The sequence below is a fragment of the Sutterella wadsworthensis genome (assembly GCF_003315195.1).
Taxonomy (GTDB): domain Bacteria; phylum Pseudomonadota; class Gammaproteobacteria; order Burkholderiales; family Burkholderiaceae_F; genus Sutterella; species Sutterella wadsworthensis.
Map to the genome: position 1 here is coordinate 19396 of NZ_QNRV01000002.1, position 17324 is coordinate 36719.

15 protein-coding genes are annotated in these 17324 nt (G+C 51.4%); 11 read left to right on the forward strand and 4 right to left on the reverse strand.

Annotated features, from left to right (window positions below; genetic code table 11):
- The first annotated feature begins 236 nt into the window (after positions 1 to 236).
- Positions 237 to 1568 (forward strand): polyamine export protein PaeA, encoded by a 1332-nt coding sequence (gene paeA, locus DES29_RS01245; RefSeq protein ID WP_016475274.1) that lies wholly within the window; start codon positions 237 to 239, stop codon positions 1566 to 1568.
- A gap of 90 nt (positions 1569 to 1658) precedes the next feature.
- Here paeA and DES29_RS01250 read toward each other — a convergent pair whose 3' ends face one another.
- The gene (locus DES29_RS01250; protein ID WP_021994635.1) at positions 1659 to 4247 is read right to left on the reverse strand and encodes a DNA topoisomerase III; all 2589 of its coding nucleotides are present in this window, start codon (positions 4245 to 4247) and stop codon (positions 1659 to 1661) included.
- Positions 4248 to 4359: 112 nt separating this feature from the next.
- Entirely contained in the window at positions 4360 to 5280 is a 921-nt protein-coding gene (locus DES29_RS01255) for a DNA-processing protein DprA (RefSeq protein ID WP_021994634.1), read from the reverse strand.
- Positions 5281 to 5378: 98 nt separating this feature from the next.
- Between DES29_RS01255 and def the strand changes: the two genes are divergently transcribed.
- Positions 5379 to 5918 (forward strand): peptide deformylase, encoded by a 540-nt coding sequence (gene def, locus DES29_RS01260; protein ID WP_016475277.1) that lies wholly within the window; start codon positions 5379 to 5381, stop codon positions 5916 to 5918.
- A gap of 11 nt (positions 5919 to 5929) precedes the next feature.
- Here def and DES29_RS01265 read toward each other — a convergent pair whose 3' ends face one another.
- The gene (locus tag DES29_RS01265; protein ID WP_016475278.1) at positions 5930 to 6823 is read right to left on the reverse strand and encodes an alpha/beta fold hydrolase; all 894 of its coding nucleotides are present in this window, start codon (positions 6821 to 6823) and stop codon (positions 5930 to 5932) included.
- Positions 6824 to 6911: 88 nt separating this feature from the next.
- On the opposite strand from DES29_RS01265, the gene fmt reads away from it, so the two are divergent.
- From fmt to DES29_RS01300, 7 genes are all read left to right on the forward strand, one after another.
- Positions 6912 to 7871 (forward strand): methionyl-tRNA formyltransferase, encoded by a 960-nt coding sequence (fmt, locus tag DES29_RS01270; RefSeq protein ID WP_021994633.1) that lies wholly within the window; start codon positions 6912 to 6914, stop codon positions 7869 to 7871.
- A 47-nt stretch (positions 7872 to 7918) separates the two neighbouring features.
- On the forward strand, positions 7919 to 9238 hold the full coding sequence (gene rsmB / locus DES29_RS01275; RefSeq protein ID WP_236578866.1) for a 16S rRNA (cytosine(967)-C(5))-methyltransferase RsmB: 1320 nt from the start codon (positions 7919 to 7921) through the stop codon (positions 9236 to 9238).
- A 16-nt stretch (positions 9239 to 9254) separates the two neighbouring features.
- Positions 9255 to 9863, forward strand: coding sequence for a DUF4390 domain-containing protein (locus DES29_RS01280; RefSeq protein ID WP_113854335.1), 609 nt, complete (start codon positions 9255 to 9257; stop codon positions 9861 to 9863).
- A gap of 226 nt (positions 9864 to 10089) precedes the next feature.
- Complete coding sequence (locus DES29_RS01285; RefSeq protein ID WP_236578865.1) at positions 10090 to 12180, forward strand: sensor histidine kinase; 2091 nt, start codon at positions 10090 to 10092, stop codon at positions 12178 to 12180.
- Positions 12177 to 13037, forward strand: coding sequence for a response regulator (locus tag DES29_RS01290; RefSeq protein WP_113854336.1), 861 nt, complete (start codon positions 12177 to 12179; stop codon positions 13035 to 13037). The genes DES29_RS01285 and DES29_RS01290 overlap by 4 nt, the downstream gene beginning before the upstream one ends.
- 15 nt (positions 13038 to 13052) lie before the next feature.
- On the forward strand, positions 13053 to 14468 hold the full coding sequence (trkA, locus tag DES29_RS01295; RefSeq protein WP_016475282.1) for a Trk system potassium transporter TrkA: 1416 nt from the start codon (positions 13053 to 13055) through the stop codon (positions 14466 to 14468).
- A gap of 11 nt (positions 14469 to 14479) precedes the next feature.
- Positions 14480 to 15943: a TrkH family potassium uptake protein gene (locus tag DES29_RS01300; protein ID WP_016475283.1), complete on the forward strand. Its 1464-nt coding sequence runs from the start codon at positions 14480 to 14482 to the stop codon at positions 15941 to 15943.
- Positions 15944 to 16009: 66 nt separating this feature from the next.
- Here DES29_RS01300 and DES29_RS01305 read toward each other — a convergent pair whose 3' ends face one another.
- A complete protein-coding gene (locus DES29_RS01305) occupies positions 16010 to 16399 on the reverse strand; it encodes a DUF1840 domain-containing protein (protein WP_016475284.1) in 390 nt (129 codons plus the stop codon).
- A 133-nt stretch (positions 16400 to 16532) separates the two neighbouring features.
- Between DES29_RS01305 and DES29_RS01310 the strand changes: the two genes are divergently transcribed.
- Together DES29_RS01310 and DES29_RS01315 are read left to right on the forward strand one after the other, a co-directional pair.
- The gene (locus tag DES29_RS01310; protein ID WP_021994630.1) at positions 16533 to 16958 is read left to right on the forward strand and encodes a PTS sugar transporter subunit IIA; all 426 of its coding nucleotides are present in this window, start codon (positions 16533 to 16535) and stop codon (positions 16956 to 16958) included.
- Positions 16951 to 17220 (forward strand): HPr family phosphocarrier protein, encoded by a 270-nt coding sequence (locus DES29_RS01315; protein WP_016475286.1) that lies wholly within the window; start codon positions 16951 to 16953, stop codon positions 17218 to 17220. Before DES29_RS01310 ends, DES29_RS01315 begins: the two co-directional genes overlap by 8 nt.
- Positions 17221 to 17324 lie beyond the last annotated feature (104 nt).

Genomic DNA, 17324 nt, shown 5'->3' on the forward strand with positions numbered 1-17324 from the left:
CTGGGCTTCCGAGTGTAGCTGACGAACGAAGTAAACCTCGTCTTCATTATCCATCAACACCCAATATCCGAAAAAATAATGCGAAAAAACAAACGGTTAGTAATTGAAATATGCTACACTTCATGATCTGCATCTAATTTGCAGTCGAGCCGGCGTAAAAATTGCGGACTATCGGAAAGTCCCTCGACCGCCGTCCGCTATTCCTTTTTCCGCCCGTTCTGCCTATCGGATTCCTCATGATCTCCTCCCTGCCGCAAGTCGTCGGCCTGTTTTGCCTCGTTCTTCTGAGTGCGTTTTTCTCTTCGGCTGAAATTTCTCTTTCAGCCGCTTCGAAAACTCGCTTGATGGCGCTTTCTGAAGACGGCGATCGTCGAGCCGCCATGGTATTGGAGATGCGCGAACACCCCGGGCAATTCTTCTCTGCTCTGCAGATTGGACTAAACGCTACCGCGCTCTTGGGCGGCATTGTAGGTGATGCAGCCTTTTCGCCTTTCTTTCAATGGCTGCTTGCGGAAATTCTGCCGGGGCAAGATTGGGGACGCATCAGTTTTGTTATTTCGTTCCTTATCGCAACGACACTCTTTGTAATCTTTGCGGATCTCCTCCCAAAACGACTGGCTATTGCACGTCCGGAAGCCGTAGCAATGTTCGTTGTGCGCCCAATGCACTGCATCATTACGCTCTTCAAACCGTGCGTTTTCATTCTTGAGCGCCTTTCTGATGCCTGCATTCGCTCTCTCGGTGTACCTACAAAGCGCCAGGAAGCGATTACCTCCGAAGACATTCTTGCGAGCATCGGCGCAGGTACAGCTGCCGGCGTTATTGCTCCGCAGGAAGAAGCCGTTATTCAGAATGTCTTCGAAATGGAAAGCCGTCTCGTACCGTCAGCTATGACTGCACGTGAAAGTATTGTTTACTTCACGCTCGATGAAACCGAAGCGAGTATCAGAGCAAAGATTGGTACGGTCCCCTACAACCGCTTCCTCGTCTGCGACAAAGACCTTGATCACGTCATCGGCTTTGTGGATTCCAAACATCTACTCCGTTGCGTCTTGGAGGAAAAGCCCATTACCTTCAAAGATCCAGAGCTCGTGCAAAGCGTGCAGTTCATTCCGGACTCACTTACGCTCTCAGAAGTGCTTAACACCTTCCAACGCACGCACTCAGACTTTGCGGTCATTCTTAACGAATACGCGCTCGTGGTCGGCATTATCACCATCAATGACGTCATGTCCACAGTAATGGGGGACCTCGTAACCATTGACGAAGATATGCAGATTATTCAGCGCGATGACAATACCTGGCTCGTTGACGGTGCGACCCCAGTTGACGATCTAGAACACGCACTTGAAATTGATGAACTGCCGGAAGATTCCGCTTATGAAACTGTAGCTGGCTTCATGATGTATATGCTTCGGAAAATTCCTAAACGCACCGACAAGGTTGTCTACGCTGACTACACCTTTGAGGTCATGGACGTCGATAACAATAAGATTGACCAGGTTCTGATCACTAGAAATATCAAAAAACCTGACGACCCAGTAAAGCCTGTGCCTCCTGAAGCCTAAAGCACTGCTGTTACCACCGATCAGAACAACAATGCCGCACAAGTCTTATGAAGTCTTGTGCGGCATTTTTCATTCCATCAAGCCAATCGGTTACTCTCCTGATGACGTACGGCGTGTGCGTTTACCTGTGGCAGCCTTTGCTGCCGCTGTCTTCCGAACAGTTTTCTTAGCAGAGCCGTCTTCCTCGTGGTCTGACGCCGCTTTCTCTGCAGGTTTTTCGCGTTTTTCAAACTCGAACACCACGGATTTCTTCTTCGAATCCCATACAAGATAGGATTTAAACGCACGGTTCGTACGCTTCGAAATAAAGCCGTCAAGAAGCGGCGTTCGTCCTTCGGCCAGAAGCGTAGCGACTTCGTCGTGCGTCAACGTTCGCTGCAAAATGGTCTTTCCCACGCGGAAAGTGCAGGTCCGCGGATCATTCACTGCATGCTCGCAGACATATTGATCATTGAGATCGAGTACGCGGCCATGACACAAGGGGCAATTTCCTACCGCTGGAGCGGAAGCAATCTCTTCTGCATCAACCTCTGGGCGTTCTTCGAATGCAAAACGCATACCCCACTGTCCGGTTTCTTTGTCACGCTCCAAAAGAAGTTCCCCCTCAAAAGGGAAACCACGACGACTCATAAAGCCTGAAAGAGGTCCTACTCGGTGATTTGCTAAAAGCTCTTCAACCTCATGAATCTCAAAGGTGCGCCCTGACGGATGTTTTGAAAGCGAGAAGTAACAGCCAGGAGTCGTACAGGCGTAGCGACGATAGTTTTCAACAATTTCACCTCCGCAAGCAGGACACCGATTGTGGAAATGAATCGGGTTGACGATAGGAACACTATCGCCTTCATACTGCTTGGCCGACGCAACCATACGTTCGGTCATCTCGCGAATCTCGTGCATGAATTCGTCACGCGAAACTTGATTCTTTTCTATGAGAGAAAGCTTGTATTCCCATTCCGCCGTTAGTCTGGGTTGAGTCAGCGCATCGATCTTCAGCCCCCGTACAAGCTGCATCAATTGGAACGCTTTTGCATTCGGAATGAGGTCGCGTCCATCACGGCGCAGATACTTTTGCTCGATCAACCCTTCGATGATCTGCGCACGAGTAGCCGGTGTTCCGAGGCCCTTTTCGGCCATAGCATCGCGCAATTCGTCAGCGTCTAGTTTCTTTCCTGCCGATTCCATCGCCGAAAGCAGCGTTGCATCCGTAAAGCGTGCTGGCGGACGAGTTTGATCAGCCTCAGCGGCTATATTTTTTGTCTGAACGGCTTCACCGTTTGTAATGGGGCAGAGGTCGGACTGCGTACGACCGGCGCGGCCAACAACGGCCATCCAACCAGGTTCAACAAGAACCTTGCCTTCCGTCACAAATTTTTCACCTTCAACGATCGTTTCGCGGGTCGTGACATCGAAAACCGCGGAAGGAAAGAATGCCGCCATGGTACGGCGCACTACTAGGTCATATATTTTCTGTTCTGTTTCTTCAAGATCTTTAGGAAGTTCACCAGTTGGCACGATGGCAAAGTGGTCGCTGATTTTCTTATTATCAAAGATCCGACGATTATCTCCCTTGACCCAACCACTCATCAGAATCTGCCCGGCAAAGGCGTTATAAGCTTCCAACTTCTGGAGATGCGAAAGAGTCTCCTTCATCGTTTCAGGATAGTCTTCCGGTAGCGCACGAGAGTCGGTACGCGGATATGTAAGTACCTTGTGGCGCTCATAGAGACGCTGCAAAATCGCCAGCGTCATCTTGGCGGGGAAGCCAAAGCGACCATTGGCTTCGCGCTGCAGACTGGTCAAATCAAAAAGCGCAGGAGGAGCAGAGGTCGCCCGGCGCTTGTGATCTGTGACAATACCAAGCTTGCCCTGACATTTAGCGACAATGGCTTGCGCTTCGGCAGCAGTCCAAAGACGTTCTGGTTTGAGCTCCGCAGATTGACCCTTCGTTTTTTTGAAGTCGGCATCAACCCAAACGGAGTCATAGTCCCCCGCTTGTGCGCCAAAAGTTGCATGCACTTCCCAGTAGTTCTGCGGTTTGAAGTGCGTTATCTCTTCCTCTCGAGCAACAACGATAGCAAGAGTCGGCGTCTGCACGCGGCCAACGGTAGTAAGGAAGAAGCCGCCGTCTTTGGAATTGAACGCTGTAAGTGCACGTGTGCCATTGATGCCGACGAGCCAATCAGCCTCAGATCGACTGCGGGCCGCCGCTTCAAGTGGCTTCATTTCAGCATCTGATCTCAGCGCTGTAAAAGCTTTTTGAATAGAGGCTTTCGTCATCGACTGCAACCACAATCGACGAATAGGTTTCTTCGTTCCGGTTGCCTGAATGATGTACCGGAAAATCAACTCACCTTCACGCCCCGCATCACATGCATTGATGATGTCGGTAACGCTGCGGCTGCGAATCTTTTTCTCCAACCCCTCAAACTTCTTTATGGATTTCTTGATGGGTTGCAAATCAAAGTGGGGCGGTAGTACAGGTAGATTTGCGAACGACCATCGGCCGCGCTTTACGTCGTACTCTTCCGGAGCCTTAATTTCGAGCAGGTGTCCGACAGCGGACCCCACAATCATGGCATCGCTTACCCAGAAGTCGCCGTCCTTCTTAAAGCCGCCCAATGCCCGAGCAATGTCGCCAGCCACAGAAGGTTTTTCTGCGATCACCAAGGTCTGTCCCATGGCACCTACTCCTCATACGCTTTTCACTGCTAAGCGCAGAATCTAAAAATATTGTTGTTCTAAAGGGTTTGCCGAACATTGAAAAGACTTGTCCGGGAAAAACACGCGCGCATTATGTCATTAGTTTGCCGGCGGGCGCCTTTCGCAGCCCAATATCTGTAATCATTTCCACTAATGCAGCACCGTCTCGGATAAGCTGATGACAGCCCTTGTATGCTGGATTATGAATGCTTCCTGGGACTGCACCGACCTGCACGCCCGCGTCAGCAGCCTGACGAGCTATGTTCATCACCGAATCGTTCCTCTCAGCCTCAATCACAAGGAGCCTAGGTGCAAAATTTGCCAAAAGTGCGTCCCGTACTCGCCTAGAGTGCTCATCGGTACTCGCTCCTGGAAATGCTGCCGAAATGAGTAGTCCGCCTTCATCCACCACGCGATGCTGCAGCTGCGATATTGCACTCAAAGCTCTATCTGGTCCAGTTGCCAAAAGAGCAATCGGCGCCCCCTTCACAGATAATGCCCCTTCGAGCACGGCACCGCCCACATCGTCCGGCATCTCCAATGCAGTAACGGATACCGCTCCAGCTCGAGCTAACGCCGCGCCGAAATCTGCCGCATTCGTTCGGCCTTCAGCATCAGGACGACTTGTTCCAACTACTGCCACTCGCTGCTTGTGAAGTACTTCAGCATCCCCGCAAAGAAAGAGTGCCAACGGCGCAGTGCCTGCCTCAATGAGTTGTTGAGGATAAAGCGGGTCATAAAGCGGCAAAAGTGCGGTTTGAGGTCTACTCGTCAGCCAATTTAGCGCTACATCAAGCTCATCATCACGTGCTCCTCGGCCGACAGCCCGCATAGCCTCGGCCATTCGACCACCCACTTCCCGAGCAAGCTCTTTCAGCGGTGCGGACAGCGCTTCAGCAACTCCACCGAAAGTCTGAACAGCTCTAAGTGCCAACGGTACAGGAAGATTGGGTACGAGCAAGAGACGCATCCATTCTTCAGCTTCATCAAGACGATCCGCAGCAATCGGCATGGACATCCTTCCAAAACAAAAACTCAGCAAATCTATAATGCACCGACTCAGAAGCCGTAAAGTCCGAGTTCTGCATTCATTTGAGGAGAAGCCAGAAAGTGGCCAAACTGCCTATCCTTCAATACCCGCACCCAAAGCTTGCCGCTAAGGCAGAGCCTGTCGCTGATTTCAACGATGCCATCAAAACACTCGTTAACGACATGGCTGAAACCATGTACGCTGCGCCAGGCGTTGGCTTAGCTGCCAATCAAGTGGGCATCCTCAAGCGCATTGTCGTCATTGACATTACTGACGACAACTCTGATCTTCTTGTTTTTATCAATCCAGAGATCATCGAAACAAAGGGCGATCTTGTAGACCATGAGGAAGGCTGCCTTTCACTTAAAGGGCTCTATGAGCATGTGAAGCGGCCGGGACAAGTCCGAGTTCACGCACAGAACATCAAAGGTGAAACATTCGAACTTGAATGCACGGGGCTTCTCGCCGTTTGTATTCAGCATGAGGTCGATCACCTTAACGGCATTGTTTTTATCGATCACCTCAGCCAACTAAAAAAACAGCGTGCCTGCACAAAGCTTCGCAAGCTTCGCCGAGAAGATCGCGAACGTGAAAAAGACAAAGAAAAGGAACACGTTTAAATATCTAAGGATTAAGCCGGGTGTGCATGACAATGCTCGGCGATCCACCGGACATAGGATTCCATCAACGCTGGTGCAAGCTGATGACCCAAACCATCTACAGCGATCAGCTTCGCGCCGCGAATAAGTGCCGCCGTTTCCTCACCAGCCTTAAAAGGCAGAAGCGGATCATTCCGTCCGTGGATAACGAGTGTCGGCGCTGTGAGCTCACGCACCTGTCGAGAGCGGTTACCGCTCGCAAGCAACGCTATTAACTGCCGACGGGTAGCCTCAGCGTCATATGCGAGCCTCAGTTTGGCCGCCTCTGTAAGCTCGGCTTCTGAAGGAGGATATTGGGGTCCTGCCAATGTGCGCAGTATGCGTGTGTAGTGCTGAGCTGCCGAATTTCCATCGGACCCTGTCATAGCAACCGCAGCAATCGCTCGAAGATTTCCAAATCCCGTACGAGGATTTCCCACAGCAGACGAAATCGACGTCAGCGTTGCTGCACGATTGGGACACTGCGCGGCAAAAACCTGCGCAATCATGCCGCCCATGGATATACCAACTACATGCGCTCGGCGAATACTAAGACGATCAAGCAGACGCTCCAAATCAAGCGCCATATCTTCTAATGCATATTCACCAACGACCGGCCGCCCGATCATCGTTTTAGCAATTGCCTCGAAAACATCGCGGCCAGATACCTGCCAAGATGTCATATGCGTGCTTTCGCCCGCATCACGGTTGTCTGGCGTAATAACCTGAAAACCTTCGGCGAGCAGCCCAGAAACCAACGTCTCCGGCCAAGCTTCCTTAGGAAGTCCAAGTCCCATAAGAAGTACCACCGCCGGCGCATCTTCATCTCCTCGTCGACGGTAGGCATAGCGGAATCCTTGCCTTTCTAAAATTGCTGTTTCACTCATCTCTTCCTCCTGACCACAAGTGAAACACATCATAAGCGGCTCTTTTAGAATAACGCCGTTCCTCAACCGATGACCTAACACCTTCTTCATGAGAATTATTTTTGCCGGTACGCCAGACTTCGCCGCCGTCGCTCTTCAAGCGCTGGCCGATGCAGGACATGAAATCCCGCTCGTTCTAACTCAGCCCGATCGTCCGAGCGGCCGCGGCATGAAGCTTACGCCTTCACCCGTGAAGGTTCTGGCCCAGAAGCTGGGTATTGAAGTGGCCACTCCTTTTACGTTGAGCCTCAAAAAAGATCCGGATGGTGCAGCCGCTATGCATGCTCGGCTAAAGAGTCTCAACGCAGATCTTCTTGTAGTAGCCGCCTACGGTTTGATCCTCCCGCTGCCGGTACTCGATTGTGCAAAAGGCATCGGCAAATTCGGTGATATCAAAGCTCTCAATATTCATGCGAGTCTGCTCCCGCGCTGGCGCGGTGCTGCCCCTATTGCCCGGGCGATTGAAGCCGGTGACGCTGAAACTGGCGTTACGCTCATGAAGATGGAGCTTGGGCTGGATACAGGCCCAATGGTGGCAGAGGCACGTACGCCAATCCTGGCCGAAGACACGACCGCAACACTTACTGAACGCCTTGCATCCATGGGTGCCAACCTCTTAGTTCAATCCCTGCAACATGCAAATGAGCTTATTTGCACGCCGCAGCCTGACGAGGGTGTTCTCTACGCGGAAAAGCTGCTCAAAAGCGAAAAACGCATTCAATGGAGCGATTCCGCTGCAGTCATTGCTCGAAGACTACGCGCTTTTACACCGTTCCCCGGACTCGAATTTCACCGAGGTGCTGATGTCGTCAAAGTCTGGTCAGCCACAGCCGAAGATGCCGATACAGGTTTATCCGGCGAAGTGCTCTCGATTGAGCATGACCTTGTTGTCCGTTGCGGAGTTGGAGCTCTCCGTATTACAGAACTTCAGCGTCCAGGCAAAACTCGAAGCTCAGCGCAGGCAGCCGTACAGGGACTGCACCTCCAAAAGGGTGAGGTGCTTCAATGATGGATCAGGCCCCCAATAAACATACGACTGACAAAGCAGCAAACCGATTGCAACTCCCATTGCAGCAGCTTATTGAACTTGCTGCCGAGGTTCGGCGACGTATGCTTGAAGGCGTATCGCTCTCCTCTGCGCTCGAAACCGTTTCAATTGGATTGCCTGCACAAGCTCGTGCAGCGCTCCAATCGATTGTCTACGACGTGATTCGTCGTCGAGCATTCGCTAATGCTGCTGCGACGGGTTTGCTTTCCAGTCCGCCACCGCCGCCAGTAATGGGGCTTCTTGAAATCGCTATAGCACTCGTCGTTGAAGGGCGCTACAGTGACTTCACCCTCGTCAATGAAACCGTCAATGCAGCACGCAACAACCGCCGAACCGTACGCTTTGCAGGGCTCATCAATGCCGTGCTGCGCCGATTTTTACGCGAACGAGAGCAAATTTCGGCAGTTCTACAAAAAGACCTGGATGTTCGCTTCAACGCACCGCTTTGGTGGATACGCCGAATTAAAGAGTCCCACCCCTCCAATTGGGAAGAAATCCTGCGCATTGGTACACTTCACGCACCAATGACACTTCGCGTTAATGCTCGTCGAATTACGCCGGCTGCATATCTAGAGGAACTTAAGGCCCGCGGTATTCCTGCTTTACGTGTCGGACGCTCAGCCGTCATGCTCGAGTCACCTCTGCCCGTAAAAAATATTCCAGGATTTACTGAAGGCATCGTATCCGTACAGGATGCCGGTACGCAGCTCGCTGCGGAAATTCTCGCTCCCCAAAAAAATGAGCAGATCCTTGACGCCTGTGCGGCGCCAGGAGGCAAAACAGCTCACTTATTAGAAAGTGCAGACTGCCATGTAACAGCTCTTGAAATCGACCCAAAACGTGCGGAACTTATTAAGTCAACACTTTTACGACTGGGGGTTGAAGCGACAGTCCGGGCAGCAGACGCAGCGATGGTGAGTGAATGGCATTCCGGACGCGAATTTGACGCCATCCTATTGGATGCTCCTTGTACGGCTAGCGGTATTGTGCGGCGGCAGCCAGATGTCCCTTGGTCTCGGCGCCCTGAGGATCCCGCGCGACTAGCTCGTGAACAAGCAAGACTGCTCAATGCTCTCTGGCCGTTAGTGAAAAAAGGGGGGAGGCTACTCTACTGCACCTGCTCTATCTTCCCGGAAGAAGGTCCCGATCAAATCCGTCGCTTCACCGCCAATCATGGCGACGCTCAACTTACTGCCTTCAAAGGTGCCCCAACAGGTATGATGAGTCTTGTCCCTGCCGATCATGTTCACGAATTGCCATTTAACCCAAACGCAGCTGAACCGCTCGTGCACGACGGTTTTTTCTACGCCCTCCTAACAAAGCTCTAAAAAACGCTTTCATCTCATGCTCCCTCGAAGCATCCTCTGTCACGCTGCCAAACTCGCGCCGATCGTTCTGACCTGCGCTCTGGCTGCCGACGTCGCATGGTGTGCCCGAGCGGAACTGATGGGCGCAAAAATTACCATAGACGAACCAGGCGAGCCGCCGGGTCTCTTTGTTGAAGCACATTACGAATTTGATCTTCCGACCCCTCTGATCAACGCGATGCATCGAGGCATTGCGCTTTACTTCGCCTATTCATTCGAACTAACGAAAAGTCGTTGGTACTGGCTTGATAAGGAAGTAGCTTCAAGCACCTTCACTATTCGTCTGGCTTTCAATCCTCTCACTCGCCGCTACGCAGTCTCCTATAGCGGTTATTCGCTCAATTTCGACAGCCTTGAAGAGGCGCTTCCCTATATTAAAAATATTCGCCGTTGGCGAGTGGCAGGAGCTGGCGATGCCAAACCAGGAACAACCGCCGAACTGTGGTTTGGCCTCGATGTTGGGAAACTGCCTAAACCAATGCAAGTTACTAATCAAGACACTGATGACTGGAATGTCGTGAGCGACCCTGCCGAAATACCGATTCCAACCACGGTAATGAGCGCAGCTGCGGCTGCCGAGGAGTAAAGCGATGCCTGCTTGGCTGCGCGTCGTATTCTTCACTGCATTGGGATTGGCCGGTCTCTCGCTTTTCGTCCTGGCTGCGACCAGCTCCGATTCAAAGCTTTTTGAGCGTTGGTTCCCGGTTCTCCTTATCATCAATCAGGCGATCGCTGCTGCGCTCTTTGTCGTTGTAAGCGCAATGGCATTCCGACTTATACAAAACGTTCGGAACCGCGTGTTTGGTGCCAAGATGACTGCACGACTCGCCCTAACCGTAGCAGGGATGGTCCTCATTCCATGTGCACTCATTTACTTTGTCTCTTCAGTCTTCATTTCACGTTCGATCGATTCCTGGTTTGACGTCCGCGTCGAAAAAGCGCTTGATTCTGGCGTCACAATCACCCGCGGCATTCTCACGGAGCAACAACAGCAGATTGAAGTTCAGGCACAGCACATGGCCAGCTTGCTGACCAACACACCTGTCTCAATGATTCTCCCTGAACTACTGAAGCAACTTGAAAATCGCCCTAACCAGGAAGCTTTGGTCTTTTTATCGAACGGCACAGCTGTGGCTGCCGCAGGAAGTCGCATCAACGTTCTGATGCCTGATATGCCGACCGCTGCACAGCTTCAGACCGTTAAAAACACAGGCATCTACAGCGTAATTGACGGCGATGCTTTCGAAAATTACGACGCGTTGCGTGAAGGTAAACTCTCCATCCGCGTGATTGTTCCGATTACCAACGATCCATCACAAGGATTACCTCAGTCAACCCTAGGACTCACTGGCGCAGCAAATGCTTCAAATGCCGCAGCCCTCAATCGTCAGCAGCTCTATTTGCAGCTCATTCAACCTGTAGCTGCCGATACAGCAAAAAACGCCGCCATGCTTGTGGCTGGTTACCGTGACTATCAAACACTTATTCTTTCGCGCCAATCACTCCAAAGCATTTACGCAAGTACTCTACTGCTTGTCCTTCTGCTCGGAGCCCTTGGGGCATTAGCCTCTGCGCTTTCATTTGCACGCCGTACTGTCTCACCTGTGCAGCAACTTGAGCAAGGCACACGACGTTTGGCTGACGGCAACTTTCAGCCTATTAGGGAATTCCCCGGCAGCAATGAAATCAATGTGCTTACTCAATCCTTTAACCAGATGATCCGAGAAGTGTCTGCTTCCCGACGAGCGATTGATGAACAACGCCGGCGAGCCGAACAAGTCCAGGCATACCTGGAGCGAGTCTTAGCCAACATTTCTTCCGGCGTAGTGGTGCTTGATCGCTCCGAGCAGATTGTCACGGCAAACGTCGCCGCTAGAGCCATCCTTGGTGAAGAAGTTTGTCGGAGAGGTAAGCCCTTCAGTAGCGTCAATGCTGATCTGGCACAGGCTGTGCGCAACTGTCAGCTTTCGCTTTCACTCGGCCCTGATGCCACAACAGCTAACTTAGAGTATGACCTTGCTCGCCCAACAGGAGATATCCCATTGTTCCTGAAGCTTTCGAAAATGCCTTTGGGAAACGGACTGTTCGGACTCGTGATCGTATTTGATGATGTTACGAAATTGATAGAAGCTCAGCGCGCCACTGCCTGGGGCGAAGTAGCACGCCGGTTGGCTCATGAAATCAAAAACCCCCTCACGCCGATTCAACTTGCGGCAGAACGGCTGGAGCTCCGCCTTGGCCCCAAACTGAGCAACGATGATGCGCTAATTCTTCATCGCGCAATCAGTACCATCAGTACTCAGGTTGACGCCTTGAAACAAATGGTGAATGACTTCCGCGAATACGCGAAACTCCCGCAGGCTAAATTGTCTGCGTTGGATCTCAACAATTTCCTCTCCGAAATTGCACAGCTTTACCAAGAGGCGGGAACATCCATCAAACTTGACTTTGAAAAGAACATTCCTCTTATTGAAGGCGATCCTGCGCAGCTACGACAAGTCCTGCATAATCTGATTAAGAACAGTATTGACGCAGCCGAAGGGGAAGACCCTGGTATCGTCATACAAACGCGCCATATTGTGACGGACAGCGGCATGAATGCCGTTCAGCTTCATCTGCATGACAATGGTGTTGGTTTCAGCGAAAATATTCTCAATCGCGCTTTCGAGCCCTACATAACGACTAAGCCCACGGGCACAGGTCTGGGGTTACCGATGGTCAAGAAAATTCTCGATGAACACCGCGCCGTCATCCGACTCTCCAATCGGACAGATTCGAGCGGCTCCCTCGTCTATGGCGCACAAGTTGACATTCTCTTCGAGCACCTTGCAGCTGTCGGCCGCAAGGATCATTCCTCGCAGATTTCCAATTACGACGAGCAGCATCGCGCATCAGAAAAATGACAGATATCCTCATCGTCGACGACGAACTCGGCATACGCAACATCCTGTCGGAAATTCTGGGTGAACAGGGCTACCGTGTTGCAACGGCGGCTAATGTCGCCGAAGCCAAAAAAGCTGTAACCGGACGGCATTACGATCTCATACTCCTCGATATCTGGATGCCAGACGGAGATGGTTTAACACTTCTACGGGAGTGGAAATATTCCGGAGCACTTACGTTTCCTGTCATTGTCATGTCGGGGCACGGTTCACTCGATCACGCCAAACGTGCAATAGAGGATGGCGCCATCGACTTTATCGAAAAACCTATTTCTCTGAAGCTGCTTCTCAGTGGAATCAAGAATGGTTTAGCTAAATGGAGTGATCGCCAGAAGCAGCTCGACGAAGATCGAACTCGCGATAGACGCATGCGCCGTCGCGCAAATAACAGCGGTCCTCGCCCAGCATTGCCGGCTTTCGATATTAAGGAATATGGTCTCACTATTGATTTCAACAGACCATTTCGCGACATGCTCTACGATTTTGAGCGTGCCTATTTCCGCACCGTGCTCAAACATCTCAATCACTCTATGGCTGACCTTGCACGACATGCAGGGATGGAACGTACTCATCTCTACCGCAAGATCCGTATGCTCGGTCTCGACGTTGAAGCCATGCGTGAGGAGGCACGTCAGGCACCATACAATACGCCAGCCGTAGCTAAACCCAACAGCTCTGCCCTTTCGAATTTTGAAGAAACAAAACCTAAAGAGCGGCCGCTTGCTCCGGAAAATGCTGTGGTGTGTCTGGATATGACAAACTCCATTGAATTTCCTACCGGTTCAACACTTGACAACTTACGGTCGCCAGTCAAATAGGCAGACTTCAAGTTCATGAAGATACTGATCATCGGAGCGGGACGAATTGGCACATCCGTCGCCGAAAGCCTCGTCTCCGAAGACAATGACATTACGGTCATTGATAAAAATCCCGAAAGCATCTCGCTGCTTCAGGCTCGCTTTGACCTGCGAGGCATCGTAGGCAATGCGCTGAGCCCGGCGCTTCTGACTGAAGCATCTGCCAACGATACCGATCTTCTCATCGCCGTCACCTCCAGCGATGAGACCAACCTTGCCACAACACTTTTGGCCGACAAGCTCTTCAATATTCCAACTCGTATTGCACGAGTGAGAAACGAAGAGCTTCGAAGCTATCCTCGCATCTTAAAAGAGGAAGGTTTCTCAGCCACTACAATTATTTGGCCTGAACAAGCTCTTACCCGATACCTCGTTAAACTAATCAACATTCCGGAAGCGCTTCAGGTACAAGAATTTGCAGAAGGGCGAGTCAGTCTTGTAGTAGTCCGTGCCGAGGCCGGCGGTCCTATGGTTGGCGGTCCCGTTGGCGAATTGAATGCCCACATCCCTAATGCCTGCGCTCGCATCGCTGCCTTATTCCGACGCAATCAATGTCTTAGCATCACGGGAAACACCTTAATCGAAGCAGGCGATGAAGTCACTTTTGTCGCCGATGCTCGTCATGCACGGCTCGTCACCACACAACTCAAACGCCGGGCTAAGGCGGCTCGCAACGTCATCATTGCCGGCAATGCTGAATTAAGCCTTGGCATTGTCAATGCACTCTACGAAGCGGATGAAGACGAAAGCGTTGCCATTCCCTCCGCTATTCGTGTCATAGAAGCCGATCGCCGTGAAGCTCGAAAACTCGCTCTGGCTCTTGAATCTCGAGCGATCGTCTTGAGCGGAGATTTTGATGATGAAGATACCCTCCTATCGGCCGGTATGGAGAACTGTGACCTTTTCATCGCACTCTCGGACGACGATGAAAACAACATTCTTTCAACACTTCTTGCAAAAAAACTGGGCGCAAAACGAACCATTGCACTCGTCAATCGCCGCATATACGGCGAACTGATTGAAGGCTCACGTATTGACGTCACGGTATCTCAGACCCAGGCAGCACTCGACGAAATCATCCGCTATGTTCGCCACGGCGATGTAACCGCTGCCTGCACGCTTCGTCATGGCGCAGCTGAGGCGTTGGAAATTGCTGCTCATGGAACGACAAAAAGCTCCAAAGTAGTCGGTCGCCGCATTCACGACGTACCGCTGCCTGCCGGATGCAGTGTTGCCGCATTGATTCGCGGTGAAGGTGAGCATGCTGAAGTATTGATGGCGCAGTTCGACCTTGTTGTAGAGGCTGAAGATCGACTCATCATCTTTGTCCCGAACAGGCGTCTAATTCCGAAAATTGAAGCACTCTTTGCCGTTGATGTGGGGTTCTTCTAGAGCCAGACGCAATGTTCAGATATCTCCTTTTTCCCGTTCTTAACGCTTTAGGATCTGTGCTCGCAGCTTTTGCCGCACTGATGCTCGTACCGGCCCTCTACAGCTGGGCAGAAGGCGATGGGGCAGTTTGGGATTTTCTTTACTCCGTCGGAATCACCTTTGCCGCAGGAACGATTCTTTTTTTCACTTGTCTTCCTTTTCGACGAGAATTGACCGCGCGCCATGGCTTTTTACTCGTAACGCTCTCCTGGACACTCACCAGCGCTTTTGCGACGATTCCACTGCTTTTAAATCAACCTCAATACAACTTCTCTGAACTCTATTTTGAGACGGTTTCCTGCATTACAACGACAGGCAGCACCGTCATAACAGGTCTCGACTCACTTCCTCCTTCCATCAATGGCTGGCGGTGTTTCCTTTCATGGGTAGGTGGCATGGGGCTTATCGTTTTCTCAGTTGCCATTCTGCCGCTCTTAGGGATCGGCGGTGCACAGCTTATGAAGGCGGAAACCTCTGGCCCAATGAAGGAGACACGACTCACTCCTCGTGTTGCAGAAACTGCTCGAGCGCTCTATATCATCTATCTTGGAATTTCCGCGATATGCGTCATTGCCTATCATCTGGCCGGTATGAACTGGCGCGATGCGGTGATGCATATGATGACAACAGTGAGTCTCTCAGGCATTGCTACACACGATGCTAGCTTTGCATTTTTTAAAAGTGCGGAAGTTGAGACTGTTGCCATCTTTTTCATGTTGATCTGCAGTCTCAACTTCGCCTTGCACTTTGTCGCTTGGCGGCGTAAAAGCCTGCTGGCCTACTGGCGTAGTACAGAGGCACGCTGCTGCTTAGCAGCGTTCCTAATGCTTGCTGCCGGCACGGCTTTTGCGCTTTATTACACCGGCGCTTATCCAGAACCATTGGAAGCATTTCGCACAGCATTCTTTGCCGTAGCGAGCACTGCTTCAACAACGGGGTATGCCTCCGCTGATTGGTCTAATTGGCCTTACGGCATCCCCTTTATTCTGCTGTTGTCGTCGGCCGTAGTGTCGTGCGCTGGCTCCACAGGGGGTGGCCTCAAGATGCTACGAGTCGCGATCATTTTCAGTCAGCTTCGACATGAATTTACAAGGCTTCTTTATCCAAATGCTGTTACGCCAGTCACTATAGATGCCGCAGAGATTCCTAACAAAATCGTCTTTTCTGTCCTTTCCTATGCCTTCATCTGGCTGTTGTCTGCACTGACAGGTGTATTACTGCTGCTTGGCAGCGGTATGTCCCCACTTGAGTCCTTCTCGGCTGCAGTCGCATCCATTACCAATCTTGGGCCAGGCCTGGGCTCTGTCGGACCGGCAGGCAACTATCAAGCACTTTCAGATCTGCAGCTCAACATTCTTTCGAGCCTCATGTTAATCGGACGACTTGAGCTCTTCACTGTCTTTGTTCTGTTCTCGCGTGCATTCTGGAAACCCTGATTTTCCGGAACGATGCAAAAATTGGCTATAGCGTTTCAGTTTTGTGAACTGCGGACGCTGAGCTCTTTAGAGCGGTCCCCACATTACAGCTTTCTGATGTTTGATCGCTCGTCGGATCATGTCCTGTAACGGAGCTATCCGTTGGTAAAGGCGGACCGAGTTTTCATGATGCTTGGTTTTGTCAGTTTGTTCTTTTTCAGCCTCAAGCGCCCGAAGCTCAGCATCGTAAGATCCTGTACGAAGCCGTTTTTCACGTTCAATTTCAATTTCCTGCTCAAGTTTTCTGTCTGCCGCAGCGGCTGCATCAAGCTTAGCGAGAATACTCGGCAAATCCTCTGCTGCGAAAGCGCCATGCTCGTGGAAGGGTTCTCCCAAAGCCTCAAAAATACGCTCTGCCGTTTCCTTGAATGTAATGAACGGGCCTGTTGCAATGCAGCTGAATTGAATCAGAGCCATCTGTCGCCTACTCCAGTAAACAAAATGTTATATAGACAAATTCATGAGAGATAAATTTATCTACATAAGCTAAAAATCTCGAACTGCTAAAATTCCAGCTCCCCCTATTTATTGTAGTTTGGAGCCAGAGATCGTGACTGTCGGCATATGCATCATTGCCCATGCACCGCTCGCGTCCGCGCTAAAGACCTGTGCCATGCATATTTACAGCATGACGGGCGACACGGTCGCCGAACGCATCGAGGCATACGACGTTCCCAGTACCGTCGACACGGAAGCTGGACTCATCGAGGTACAGCAACGCACACGCCGTCTGCTTGAAGAGTCTCACGAAGGTGTCCTTGTCTTCACCGACATTCTCGGTGCCACACCGGCAAACATTGCTCATCGGCTGCTCGACGATCCGCGCATCTGCGTCATTAGCGGAGCGAATCTACCCGCCATCATTGCTGCATTGAATGCCCCTGCCGACGCCCCCGTCTCTCAAGTGATGACTCTTGCCGAAGCAGCTGCTAGAGCAGGCTTAAGTTCTCAATCGGGACGATCCGACAATGCTTGAAATAAAGCTCACCATTAAAAATAAGCTCGGCCTGCATGCCAGACCATCAGCTCTACTAGCTAAAACTGCTGGTCTTTTTCGTTCCTCCATCACCCTTACCAGCGGAAAACGAACTGTAGACGCCAAATCTATCCTTGGCTTAATGACGATGGCGCTTCCCTGCGGAACGGAGCTCACACTCTCCGTAGACGGCCCCGACGAAAAAGCTGCTGCGCAAAGCATCATCGAACTCTTTGAAAGCCGCTTTGGTGAAGAAGATTAGCGACGGAGGCGCAGACTATGGCTACTGAAGAAAACAAAACTGACACTGCACCAACCACAAATAAATCTGACGCTGATATTTCCTTTCCGCCTCAGGAGAAATCC